8 protein-coding genes and 1 tRNA gene are annotated in these 13,840 nt (G+C 43.8%); 7 read left to right on the plus strand and 2 right to left on the minus strand.

Annotated features, from left to right (window positions below; genetic code table 11):
• Positions 1-156: 156 nt before the first annotated feature.
• The gene (locus HXW94_RS07590) at positions 157-1,443 is read left to right on the plus strand and encodes a hypothetical protein (RefSeq protein WP_218576619.1); all 1,287 of its coding nucleotides are present in this window, start codon (positions 157-159) and stop codon (positions 1,441-1,443) included.
• A 40-nt stretch (positions 1,444-1,483) separates the two neighbouring features.
• Entirely contained in the window at positions 1,484-2,437 is a 954-nt protein-coding gene (locus tag HXW94_RS07595; RefSeq protein ID WP_178366296.1) for a hypothetical protein, read from the plus strand.
• A gap of 356 nt (positions 2,438-2,793) precedes the next feature.
• Here HXW94_RS07595 and HXW94_RS07600 read toward each other — a convergent pair whose 3' ends face one another.
• Positions 2,794-3,024, minus strand: coding sequence for a hypothetical protein (locus HXW94_RS07600; RefSeq protein WP_218576620.1), 231 nt, complete (start codon positions 3,022-3,024; stop codon positions 2,794-2,796).
• 661 nt (positions 3,025-3,685) lie between these two features.
• On the opposite strand from HXW94_RS07600, the gene HXW94_RS07605 reads away from it, so the two are divergent.
• From HXW94_RS07605 to HXW94_RS07625, 5 genes are all read left to right on the plus strand, one after another.
• Positions 3,686-10,288 carry a LamG-like jellyroll fold domain-containing protein gene (locus HXW94_RS07605; RefSeq protein WP_178366298.1) on the plus strand — a complete coding sequence of 2,201 codons (6,603 nt, stop codon included), beginning with the start codon at positions 3,686-3,688 and terminating at the stop codon, positions 10,286-10,288.
• A gap of 231 nt (positions 10,289-10,519) precedes the next feature.
• Entirely contained in the window at positions 10,520-10,840 is a 321-nt protein-coding gene (locus HXW94_RS07610; RefSeq protein WP_178366299.1) for a DciA family protein, read from the plus strand.
• A 28-nt stretch (positions 10,841-10,868) separates the two neighbouring features.
• Complete coding sequence (locus HXW94_RS07615; protein WP_246293790.1) at positions 10,869-11,546, plus strand: tRNA1(Val) (adenine(37)-N6)-methyltransferase; 678 nt, start codon at positions 10,869-10,871, stop codon at positions 11,544-11,546.
• A gap of 39 nt (positions 11,547-11,585) precedes the next feature.
• Positions 11,586-11,677, plus strand: a tRNA-Ser gene (locus tag HXW94_RS07620).
• 87 nt (positions 11,678-11,764) lie between these two features.
• A complete protein-coding gene (locus HXW94_RS07625; protein WP_178366301.1) occupies positions 11,765-12,826 on the plus strand; it encodes a KamA family radical SAM protein in 1,062 nt (353 codons plus the stop codon).
• On the opposite strand, the gene HXW94_RS07630 is transcribed toward HXW94_RS07625, so the two are convergent.
• Positions 12,818-13,747, minus strand: coding sequence for an exopolyphosphatase (locus tag HXW94_RS07630; RefSeq protein ID WP_178366302.1), 930 nt, complete (start codon positions 13,745-13,747; stop codon positions 12,818-12,820). The genes HXW94_RS07625 and HXW94_RS07630 overlap by 9 nt on opposite strands.
• Between the last annotated feature and the right edge of the window lie 93 nt (positions 13,748-13,840).

Raw genomic sequence — 13,840 nt, forward strand, 5'->3', positions numbered from 1 at the left:
TTTTGTTCAATTCTAAAGTACACTAAAGGAACGTGCTGTTCACAGTATTTTTTTTAAAAAATAATTTTCAGCATCTCAAAAACACATTTTGATTTTACGAAGTGTCAAACGGAAAATGAAGGATGCCAAAAAATCATATCTTTTTTCACGGGTGTCATGATTTGGGTTGGGTTCTGTCTGGTTGCATCACCGGGCAATACCGCACCGAACACCATTAACTTCCAAGGGATTTTGAAAGATATATCCGGCCAACCCATCATCAATCCGTCATTATCCATGACATTTTCGTTCTTCAATATCAGCACCGGCGGTACCGCAGTCTGGACTGAAACCCTGAATACGGCTGTCAGCGACGGCCGGTATCATGTGGTTCTCGGAAATCAGACTCCCATCACGGCTGACGTACTGTCCAATGATGATTTATGGATTGAAATTGCTGTGGAAGACGACACCCTTTCTCCAAGACAAAAAATTCACAGTGTTCCTTTTGCGCTCCAGGGCGCCCCCATCACCGGTGCTGATATCCAGGACGGTTCCATAACGGATTCAGATTTGGGCTTTTCCGTGCTTCAAAATCCACACGGAGGAACATTTACGGCAAAACAGGATCTAAAGGTCTACCATAAAGTTATCGCAGGGAACCCGGAAGGGGCCGGAAGCGGGGAAATGTCCGTACTCTGCCCCAACGGTACCGAGGTTGTTGAGATCGAAGGGGATGACGATGGGGGAGAAATTAAACTTCGGACAGGTGCCGGGGAAACCTCGGTCGGAATTTATACGTCCGGCAGCGGGGACGGATATATCAGACTGTATGACGGTGCCGGGGAAAATACGGTTGTTCTGGACGGGAAAAATTCGGATGGCGGGGCCTTATATCTGTCGCATCAAGACGGAGACAAATTAATAGCCTTAAGGGAGTATGGCAATGCCGGGTATATGGAAGTGATGAATGAAACCGGATCAGCAACGGTAACCATAGATGGTGACTATCAAGGGGGCGGCAGAATCAGAATCAACGGACAAACCGTAAACGACTATGCCGAATATTTCAACCTGACGGATGCAGATGCCATTTTGCCCGGTATGGTGGTCTCCATTAATCCTGAGGACGGATCGTCACTGATGCTCACTAATTCTGCCTATGATAAAAAGGTGGCCGGCATTATTTCCGGTGCCAACGGGATGCGGGCCGGGATGGTAATCGGCCAGGAGAATAACGAAAACAGGGATAAACCCCTGGCTGTGTCCGGTATGGTATACGGGTATGTTGATGCAACAAACGCCCCGGTGGATGTCGGAGATCTGCTGACCTCATCGGAAGCGCCCGGTTATGCCATGAAAGCAACAGACCGGGACAGGGCCTTTGGTGCCATTGTGGGTAAAGCCATGGAATCTTTGCCGAAAGGCAAACAACTCATCCGGATACTGGTGACCCTGCAATGAGGATATCGCAAAACCCAGCCAATGCCTGTGGGAGAGAATCATGCAATTGAAACCGGCCCCTTTCAACAGTGTCATGGTTTTGCTCTCCCTGATCTGCTGTCTGGGGGTGAATGCGGACTCCCTGTCCGGTGACCGATTTACATCTCAGTCGCACATGATTGTATCCGGCAAAAATGAAACAGGTTCGGACAGATATCAATTGTTCTTTGAGATGGGGCATCCTGTTCAGGGAAATCAAATGAGGGGAGCGCGATACTTGGCACAAGTGGGGTTACCGCTTCTGGAAAATGAAGCAGAGCCTGTTTCGGAACCCCTTGCCTCTGTAGATATGGATCTCTCCACGATTGACTATGACTCTTCAGGGGTTTCAGATAGGGATATTGAAGCGGATATTGCTGCAAAACCCGGTAATATTGTTTTGGTGGCTGTTGTGGCAAGAAATGTCAGCAACTTAGATACGTACCAGGTGGAAGTCCACTTTGATCCGGAAAGCCTTATGTTTACAGCCGGGTTTGAAGATAATCTTCAAAAGGGCCTCAAGGGTTACCTTAAACAAAACGGGGGAATATCGTTATGGATGCCGGCAACCAAAGTTGCCCCTGGTGTGGTGAACCTGTCAAACGCCTTGGTTGGGAATAATATTGCGCTTGCACCGGACGGTACCGGGATTCTCGGACTGATGCACTTCAAAGTTCTTCAGCAGTCCGAAAATAATAGAATCTCTTTGCATCATGCCCGGTTTATTGACTCATATGGGAATTGTCGTCAAGTTGAAACCGTTTCAGGAGGCAGTTTAACTGGATCCGATGTGATTCCTGGAGATTTGGACGGAAACGGAATTATTACATTGGCAGATGTGGTTATTAGTCTCAAAGTGATTTCCGGAAAGATAAACAGCAGAGTGGAACTGGGAGCTGATATAAATAATGACCTTAAAATAGGAATCAAGGAAGCTTTGTTTGATATGAATATGAGAGCACCGTCAAGACAATGATTATGAATAATGGCTACCGATTTAAGCCGGGACACCCTTTAAAACAAGGCTTATCCGGACCCCCCGGTTTATGAGGCTTAGGTACTGCAAAACTTTAATCACCGGGTCAAACTGTCCCGTCTTATGTCAGTAGCCTGAATAATAATTCCAACTTTTATGAACTCAGGAAAGATCATGAACCCAAAAATGAAATGTATTATTTTTATTTTAATAATAAACTGTGGTCTGCTTAGTCCAGTTTTTGGTTACCAGCATATTATTTCTAACGCCACTTATTTTTCAAACATTGATAAAGGCTTTAATGATGATCAAGTGGATTTCTCTGATGGCAACGAAACTATCAGGTTCTGTAATGATTATAATAGCAATGGCGTTTTAGTTGTATCGTCACTTTTGTTTGGTTCTGACGTTAATATTCTATTCAAAGACGTTGCTACTGGATCAATATTTCCAGCCCAAAGCTGCGGATATTTACCTATATACTCAGTGGAGGGACGGTCTTTTGGTATTTTTATAAAAAAAGGACAATCCGTACTTATAGAATTAACCGGTGAACCAGTAGCACCACCCTCTCTTTTTTGTTTCACAGTCAATTTCTTTGCAGATAAGCCAAACAATGTAAACATGTATCAATGGCAACTTGATGCATATGATACAGCTTATAAAAAAGCAAAACATTTAAATAGAACCAGTATACTCTCATATGTTAATGAGATTGATTCTGATATTTCAAAGATGACCTCTGCTATTACAACAATTGATATGGTCGCCACTTTTGTTATTCCTAGCCCCAAAATTGATCCAAAAACAGGATTCGCTCTTAAGGGGCAATGGAAAACAGCCCAACAATTACTTTCATCTGATGCAGCCCAACAAATCAATACTATTCAAAAATACGCTGTAGGCACGGATGAGGATTCGAATTTGACTGAAAAGAATCTTTCTGCATTGACGGATGGTTTGACTTCATTAGCTGCGCTAGCAGGAGGCGATTATAAAACAGCTTGGCAAACAATTGTTACAGATTTCTCTACTGCTGCCGTTAACGCTTATGGTGTGTATAAATTAGGATTAATCAATGAACAAGTAAATGCAACAATTCTAGCAGATAACATAATTGATCGACATAAAACATATAATTCAATCACACGAAAGGATACACAGGCTCTTTATATTTTGGCCAATCAAGCAGCTGAAATATCAGAGGCCGATTGTGGTTTTTTTAGTAATATTTTTGCTGATTGCGGTTTGACCGATTACGATCAAAATATCTTAAAAAATGTTTATAACGGTTATTTTGATACAATTGAGCAATATATTCGATATAAGCAAAATATTGGAAATCCTTATCCGGATATAGACTATGATGGATTATTAAATGAAAAAGATGATGATCCTCACAATCCCTATCTTCCTCAATACTCAATTTTAACCGTTGAAAAAAAAGGTAGCGGCAAAGGCACCATCACTTCTGATACAGGAGATATTAATTGCACTGAAGACCAGAACGGTGCTTCCGAAAGCTTTCTCAACGAAACAACAGTAACATTAACGGCCCAGCCATCGGCGGGTTCTTTATTCTGGGGTTGGTATGGAGGTGGATGTTCCGGAACCGGTACCTGTGAGATAGTCATGACCGGTCCGGTCAATATCGAAGCCACCTTTGTTGATCCGGATAATCAAAAGGCACATACACCGGTTCCGGCTGATAGAGCTGAAGACCAGTCCAGGTATGCAACAGACCTTGATTGGGATTATGTGCCGTTAACAACCTCATACAAGGTGTATTTCGGGACTTCAAGCAATTTGACTGAAAGCAATTTGGTCAGTACCCAAGGCTGGCGGGGATATAACCTGCCGATATTAGAATATGATACCACTTATTACTGGCGGATTGATTCCAAATTCGGGTATGAGGAAGAATGGATCACAGGAGATGTCTGGCAATTTACCACCGGGGAAGAACAAAATTATGCTCCCCATGTATCCCGCGTCAGCCCTGATTACAGCGATTATTACGTCACCGGACAGACCCAGTTGTTTACGGTTAAAGCAACCGATACCAACGGGAACCTGTCCCATGTTGTTTGGAGTGCCGGTGATGAAGAGATTAATGACGAAAATAAAGCGGAAAAGTCCACCAGTATCAATATCGGTATCCCCAATGGCGGGAGAGTCGACTGCCGGGATGATGACGAGGATGAAGTGTCCATTAATATCTCCATCAATGGGGACAACGATGGGAATCACATGTATGTTTATGCCACGATTTATGACACTGCCGGTGAAAAGCGGCAGACCAAATGGGTGGTCAATGCAAGACTGAATAAGAAACCGGTGTTGACGGCCATCAATCCTGAACCGGATGAAGTTCAGCTTCTCCTTGGGGATGCCAGTTTTGAAATCAGTGTATTTGATGAAGATGACAATACCAAGAAATTAGAATGGTGGCTGGATGGCGTTCTTGTAGAGTCTAATAGCCTCGGCGGCGGAAATCCGGCGAGTACTGAAACGTATAAGCCGCATTTTTCCCTGCGAGCAGTAAAAACCCTCAAGGCAATCGCCATTGATGAAGATGACAATAAAACGGAGATGGTCTGGAAGTTAAATATCGGGGCCGATAGCGACAACAATCTGCCGCCCAGCATTGATTATCTGGGATTACACTCTTCTTCCATTCCATACCAAGTATTCAGAGCAGGCCGGCCTTATGAATTTAAACTGGCGGCGTCCGATCCTGATGGGAATTTATATAAACTCCGGTTGGAGCTTGATGGAAATGTAATAAATGAAAGGGATTTCGACCCAGAAATTGAAAAGGATATCCATTCCTATCTCAATTTTCCACAAGCGGGTGAATATCAGCTTAAAGGAATTGCTATCGATAACAACGATGTCAAAACCGAACAGGCAATTTCTCTTAAAGTAGAGGCTTCGGATGCGACAAAGGGAACTGCACCGCAACTCTATGAGGTTCATCCGGCAGGCAGTGAATTGTATGCTGGAACATCGTTGAATATAATCGCCAGGATTAAAGATGCTGAACTGGACCAATATAAGGTGGAATTTTTTCTGGATAACAAATTTCTGAAAGAAGAAAGCATTTATGGTCGTAATAGTGAAGATTTTTCCATCCGCGACCTACCGTCGTCCGGGACGCACACATTGAAACTGGTTCCTGTAGATGTAGCAGGAAACAGGGGAACTGAAATTACTTATACGTTAAATATGGGATCAAGCGGTTCAAATGCGCCAAAAATAATCAAAGTGGTCCCTCCTGAAAATGAAACAGTGAATATTCACACAGGAGAGAAAGCCGAATTATATGTTTTTGTAGAGGATATCGACGGAGATTTGGATCGAATTGAATGGAACATGGCTGGTGTGGGTGATCCTGAGCCCGAAGATGATTCAAATTTATCTGGTCGTTATGAAGACCAACAGCAGACAATTAAACCAACCCGCTCCGGTCAAGTGACCGCAACCGTATTTGATAAAAAAGGAAATAAAACCACCAAAACCTTTGATATTCAATATGGTGATTCCCAGAGCTATGCACCGGTTCTATTGAGACCCAATTTTACCGACAACCAGGAATTTGTCCGGAATGAAGATTTCGTATTTGAGTTGTCTTTTGATGTTTTTGACAGGGATGGAGATCTGAACCTCATTCAAATATTTCAAAACGGTATCGAGATAGAAAATCTTCCTATCGGTGGGCATGAACATGCCTACGACGGTACTATCTTAACCGGTTGTGACTATGTTGAAAATTTGGATCCACCTAATATTCGTGGGGCTTCCTATGAATATAGAGTCAAGGTATCAGATCTTGCCGGAAACAGTGTTGAGAAAATATTCACCATTATCCAGGGGCCTGTCAACCAAAGCAACCATGCCCCAGTCGTTGATACGGATATCAATATCAGTACACAGCAAAGGGGAACCACTGATTTCAAGGTATCGGTTCTTGATGAGGAAAATGATGCGCCTGTCCCCACTGTACCAAGCATGTCCCATGGCGGAATTGTTGAATACCTGGGGGATTATCGATTCAAATATGTGCCGGACAGCGATTTTTTCGGTAATGAAACCTTTGAGATCCATTGGGATGACGGTTTTGGCGGGACAGCTGTAACCCGGGTGAATGCCTCCGTTGAGAAGGTTGTCCGGCCGCCGCAACTATCCAGCACCCACGAAACGATCAGGCTCTCACAGGGAGAAACATACAATCTGGCCGCAGCCCTGGCGGGCATGGCTGAATCAGATGAATATGAAACCTCGGCCCTTTCCTTCCAGGTCCAGGAAAAAACAAATATTGATATTGCCGGTACCAACTTGAATAAAAATCCCTTGCTGGTTTCTTTTCTTTCCGGATTTGACTCCGGTCAGTTGAAAGGTGTGGTCAAAGATCCGGACGGCCGGGAAAGTGAGCCCCTCCACCTGGAATTTATACTGGATTCCGATGGTGACGGTGTGCTGGATCTTTCAGATGCCTTTAAATTCGACAAAGCCGCGTCCGTGGATTCTGACGGCGATCTCCATCCGGATCAGTGGAATCCCGGTATGAATCATTCGGATTCCACCACCGGACTGAAATTGGACGCATTTCCGGACGAGCGCGGCCGCTGGAATTACTACGGACCTGTATATGGTGACCCCACAGCCGGGAATTGGTATGTTTATCCGGCATCAGCCAAGCTGGGAAACATTGACCTGACCACGGATGACGAAATCGGCATTTTTGACGGAAATACATTGGTCGGCTCGGTCCGATTTCAGGCCCCTCTGACAAGTGACAATGCCTTGTCCAATCCCATTGCTGCCTGGGCTTCTCTCAATGACGGCAATGGGTATACCCCGGGCAACGTGTATCAATTCAAACTCTGGAAAGCCGATGAAAAAAGGGAGTATACATCCTTCAGCATTCAGTTTGATGATTCAAATCAAGACAGTTATTCAGGAACAGCGTTTCCGGAAGGCGATGCCCCGTACAGTATTGTCCATCTCAAATTCAACCCATTCGATACACAGCTGATTGACCTGCCCCAACATTATAAATTCATATCCTTTAATGTAAATCCGGATGATTCGAATCTGTTGCAGGTCTTTTCAGGTGTCCTGGACAGCTTGATTTTTATTAAAGATTCTAAAGGAAACCTGATACGGAAAATAGGGCCGAACTGGAACGATAATATTGGAAATTTTGATCCAGCCAGGGGGTATCTCGTTAAAATGCTGAATCCGGAAACGATTCATGTTACGGGTGAAAAAATTCTTCCTTCAATGAATATCCCTCTTGAACCCGGATATCAGTTTATTCCATTCCTGCCCGAAGATCCTGTGGATGCCGAACTGGCATTTGACGGTATCCTGGAGAATCTGAATTTCGCAAAAGATTCCAAAGGAAATATCCTGAGGAAAATCGGCCCGGCATGGGTCAACAACATTGGGGATTTAAACTCAGGTTCAGGATATCTGGTAAAAATGAATACTGCGGATACGCTTCAATATGAACCGGCTGTTTCACCTCAGTTTTTTACAGGCAGTATAGCCCGTTCTGCGGCTTCAACTACGGCATCCGCCCACTTTGGAAAGGTCGGCGGAAATCCGGCAGATCCAACATGGGATATTTTTCTTTCCCCAAGCACCCTTGATGGGAATGCCCTGGATATTGGAGATGAAATTGCTGTCTTTGATGGTGAAAAACTGGTTGGCTCATATGTCTTGACCAAACCTTTAACTTCCGATGATACATTTTTCAACAGCCTTAAGACCTGGACAACATTAAATGATGGGGCCGGATATGGTGTCGGAAACCCCATCAGCTTCAGGTTATGGGACAAAAGTGCCGGAATAGAATACACGAATTTTGAAGTGAGCTTTGATGAATCCATAGAAGGGGCATATTCAGGTAATTTGTTCCCTGGCGGGGATATCCCGTACAGTATTGCCACATTGAATTTTATTGGAGAAGGGGCGTCCAAGGATACGGATAACGATGGTGTGTCTGACGCTCAGGACCAATGCCCTGGAACTCCGGCCGGGACTATTGTGAATTCCAACGGTTGTGGCCGGATTAAAGGGGATGTCAACGGAGACGGCAGGGTCGACTTGAAAGACAGCATCCTTTCTTTACAGGTTCCATCAATCCGGACCTCTGCTTCCGGCGTGTTTGAGCAAGCGGATGTAAACGAAGATAACAAAATCAGTGTTCCGGAAACCGTTTATTCGTTACAAATTCTATCAGGAGCTGGTAAAGAATGTGCTGACAATGATTTTCCCTGCCCGGAAGTGGATTTGACCAGCGGTTTGGTAGTATATTATTCATTTGATGGAAATACCGAAGATGTCAGCGGAAACGATCTGAATGCAACAGAATACGGCAACACTTCATATTCAAATGGAAAATCAGGACAATCCATAAGTTTCGATGGAAACGATGCTTACCTAAAAACAAGCACTTCGAATTTGTTAAAAATAAATAGTACGCTCAGCTTCACGGCTTGGATTAACTTAAAAGATACTGGAAATCGTCACGCTCTTGCAGCACAAGGTACCAGTTTTGATACAACCGGCAATTGGGAAGTTTATGTTCAGAATGACGGCACAATTTCTTTGATGAAAAATAACGTACCAGGTGCAGTTGCGAACAGTTCAGGTAAAATTGTTTTTGATTCCTGGAATCATATCGCCGTTACTTTTTCGTACGGCGTGGTAAAATTTTATATCAACGGTGCGCTTGATTCATCAAAAGACTTGGGAGTTTCTTCATTCAACACTACCAGTGATGGGATTAAAATAGGGGAAAGAGAATATTCTGATGCAACAGATGATACATTCGGTGTATTAGACGAATTATACTTTTATAATCGAGTACTGTCAGACCTTGAAATCACATTGCTGCACAATAACCAGTCCTCAAAGTGGTATAAAGATGTCGATGAAGATAGTTATTCAGATGGTATTTCTAAAATAAGCAATACCAAGCCTTCTGATGATTATTATAAATCATCTGAGTTGATTTCAATTTTTGGAGATTTAAATGATGATGATAACTCAATATTCCCAGGAGCACCGGAAATCTGCGGGGACGGTATTGACCAGGACTGTGACGGCAGTGATTTGGCCTGTCCTGATACGGAATCAAACGACCTCGTCGTTCACTATCCTTTTGATACCGATACGGATGATGCTTCCGGTAATGGTAATCATGCCACATTCCAGAACGGGGCGGTCTTATCGAATGGAAAAGCGGTGTTTAACGGGGTAAATAATGCCGCCCTTTCCAGTGACCCCATTTCCATTGATAGCAACAGCCTCACAATAGCAACAAAATTTCAATGGGATGGTGGCGCATGCACTGAGTCACATGATCGGGGCGATACGGCAAACAGCAACCGGTGCGGAATTATCGGGATGAGCGATGATCATTATCCGAATAATCAATCTTGTTACAGTCATGGGGGGCGGCACTGGAGACTCTCGGTTACACCCAATGACAAATCTTTGAATCTTTTCTGGCATCATGACGGATGCCAGTCTACTGGAAAAAATTATGTATTGCTGTCAGGCAGTGTAGAGCCCGATGTCGAATACAAGGTTGTCGTTACCATGAGCAATGGACAGATCAAGGCATATGTCAACGGCACGCAGGTGCTGTCTGAAATTGACATGTTTCCGATGTCGGCATTCAACCAGGAACTGGAAGTCGGAAGACAGCACCGATTCTATTACAGTGGAACATATCCATATAATCACATTTACAATTATTTCAGCGGAACCATTGATGATGTCCGCATTTATGATCGTGCGCTGGAGGATAGTGAGATACATACAATCTGGGATTGAGCGATGCATTAAGGAACGGCTCTTAAATAACTGGCCCATTTTGTTATAAGCGGGAGCGCGGAGGTCCCGCCCGCGCTCCCAAGTTAATTATTTCGGACTCCTTCCTAAGTATCTATTCATACGGATGGTGTACGAGAGTGAAAAATGACGCTTGTGATGCTAATTGTCTGTTACCAGATAAAGGATTTTCAAAATCCGGAGCTTAAATTTAAAGATTATTGGAAATTAAACATGAACAAAAAAACAGATCCAAGCCACCTGACTCATATCAGTGACATATTATCAAAGGCTTTATCAAAATACAGGCCACCCCAGGAAACGGGAATCACGCAGATATGGAAAATATGGGATTTGGCCTTAGAAGCCCCCATTGCACAAAATGCCAAGCCTGACACATTTAAAAAAGGTCAATTACAGGTAATCGTGTCAAGCTCGGTATGGATACACCAGCTCAAATTTCTTGAAAAAGATATGATTGCAAACCTGAATGCAAGACTGAACACACCTTTAATTACACATCTACGGTTTAAAATTGGAGAAATTCACTACTGATCGGCTTTTTGGGGGAAAGCTATCTGTTTTGCAGCCGGCAAAGGGCTATCGTTACAGTATGGACCCCTTTGTGCTGTGCAGCCGGATACCACCCCCCTGTTCCGGTGATCGCATCCTTGATATAGGATGCGGCTGCGGTATTATTCCCGTTATTCTGGGATATTTCTTTCCTCAAGCCAGTATTACCGGCGTTGAAATTCAAACCAAACTTGCTGAAATTGCGCTGAAAAACATTATTAATAACAAACTTGAACAGGCCGTATCAATTATTAACGAGGATGTTAATAATATTAATCCTAAATCCACAAACGGACCTTTTGACCTTATATTGTCAAACCCACCTTATAAGAAACATAATACCGGAAGATTAAACCCGGATCTTCAAAAAGCCATCGCTCGCCACGAGATCACCATGAATATACAAAGTCTTGCAGCAAAAGCAGAAACACTCCTCAGACACAAAGGCCGATTTATGATAATTTTCCCTTCCGAACGTCTGCCGGATATCGAACAGGCAGTGCAGGCAACATCTATTTATCCGGAATGGATACGCTATATTCATACCGGACAAAAAAAAACTCCTAAGCGTGTTATTTTTTCAGGGCGTAAGGATATAACCGCTCCAAAACGCATTTTACCCCCCATTTACCTGTCGTCCTCCAATATCATTGATATGAATATACTACCCAAGCGCATTAACTCTTGACACTTTGATTAAAAGATACTATTTTTCTCGGGTCTATTCGGAGAGGTGACCGAGTTGGCTGAAGGTGCACGCCTGGAAAGCGTGTGTATCCTAACCGGGTACCCGGGGTTCGAATCCCCGCCTCTCCGCCATATTAAAAGAAGAGCTACTGTAATCATAGTGGCTTTTTTTATTTTATATTCTGTATAATTTACCACGAACCTGATAATTATACAGCCATGAATAATAATAAAAGAAAAAAAAACAATCCGAAAACAATTGTTGATAGAGTAGAAGACGGTTCACACCTGTGGAAAAAAATTATTTCCCAGGCAGTGCGTGATCCTGCTGAATTATGCAGACGACTGGAAATTTCAGACGAAAATGTGGATTTAAATCCGGATTTTCCAATGCTTGTACCGGAACCGTTTTTACAGCGCATTAAGCCTGCAGATCCCTTAGATCCGCTTTTACTTCAGGTGCTTCCCAGAAAGGCAGAATCAACTGTACGTCCGGGATTCACGAGCGACCCTGTTGGTGAAAATGAAAAATTAAGCCCGGAAGGCACCTTGTCCAAATACCATGGCCGGTCTCTTATCGTAACAGGCAAGGCGTGCAGTATCCATTGCCGTTTCTGCTTCAGACGACATCTGCCGCTTCCAGAAACAGAGAAAAACAGCATTTCAGGCAGTTTTTGCATTGACCCGGAAACCATTGCCGCTCAATTTGAGGCTGATCCCACAATCCACGAGGTAATTCTCAGCGGCGGAGATCCCTTGATGCTAAGCGACAGACAACTTCAGGATCTTATTTTCCGCCTTGACCAGGTGTCAAATATACAAAGGATCAGAATACACAGCAGGATGCCGATCATCATTCCCCAGCGGCTTACCGGAAATCTGCTTGGCTTTCTTGGTAACAATAAACGTTATGGTACGGCCGCTAAAATAATTATGGTATTACACATAAATCACCCCAATGAAATTGATACCAGGGTCTGTCAATCAATAGAAGAATTAATTGATTCCGGGTGTATTTTATTAAGTCAAACAGTGCTTTTACGACAAGTTAATGACGCATTGCCTGTTCTATGTGAACTTTTTGAACGGCTTATTAATTTAGGGGTTATGCCATACTATCTTCACCAGCTTGACCGGGTAGCAGGCGCGACGCATTTTGACGTCTCACCCGAAAAAGGATGTGACCTGATAACAAAACTGAGAACACGCTTGCCGGGATATGCAATCCCACGCTATGTCAGGGAAATATCAGGGGAGCCGGGGAAGGTTGTATTAAAGTAATTGATTCTCTTTATTAAGTTCTTGGTAAATTTCCTTGATAATCTGGTCTGCCTTCTCAATGGGTACCTGGCAGGTCCCCGCGCGCTTATGGCCGCCGCCGCTATATTTAAGCATCAAAGAGCCCACATCGGCGCCGGCGGTGTGGTTGATAATGCTGTACCCGCAGGTGATAACAATATTCCGGCGCTGGAAGCCCCACATAACCTGCATGGAGATATTGGCATCGGGAAACAGGCTGTATAATAAAAATCGATTACCTGAGTAGATTTCATCCTGCTGCCTTAAATCAAGGACCACGACACGTCCTTCCATGCGACTGTTTTCAAGAAGCATCTGACGAAATAGTTTGTCCTGTTCAAAGTAACGCGCGGTTCGCTCCTTGATATCCGGAATCTCAAGGATTTCCTGGACCGTCTTGTTCCGACAATAATCAATCATATCCATCATTAACGCATAGTTGCTGATACGGTAATCCTTGTAACGTCCCAGACCGGTGCGGGGATCCATGATAAAAGACAAAAGCACCCAACCCTCGGGGTTGAGAATCTCCTCTTTTGTAAACCGGGCAGCATCGGCTTTATCAACAGCACAAATCAGATCATCAAGATGCGGGTTCTTAAAATTTTCCAACCCGCCATAGTACTCGTAAACAACCCGGGATGCACTCGGTGCCGAAGGTTCGCAACGTCCTTCAACGTTGCATGATACACTTCGTTCCACTTCGCTGGAGTGGTGATCAAACCAGAGACCGCAACCGGGAACCAAAGGAACGTTTGCCAGAATATCGTTACAAGTTATTTCAATTTTGCCGTCCTGAATATCCTTGGGATGGACGAATTTAATATCATCAATAATACCCTTCTCTTTGAGAATGGCTGCACAGCCAAGGCCGTCAAAATCGGATCGGGTAACCAACCGCATGAACACCTCCTTTTGCTGTGAACATTTACAGGATAAAGAGAATACTAGTAATAGATTACCATAAAGCCCATCAAAATCTCAAATCATTTTAAA

It is taken from the genome of Desulfobacter latus (assembly GCF_013389365.1).
GTDB lineage: Bacteria > Desulfobacterota > Desulfobacteria > Desulfobacterales > Desulfobacteraceae > Desulfobacter > Desulfobacter latus.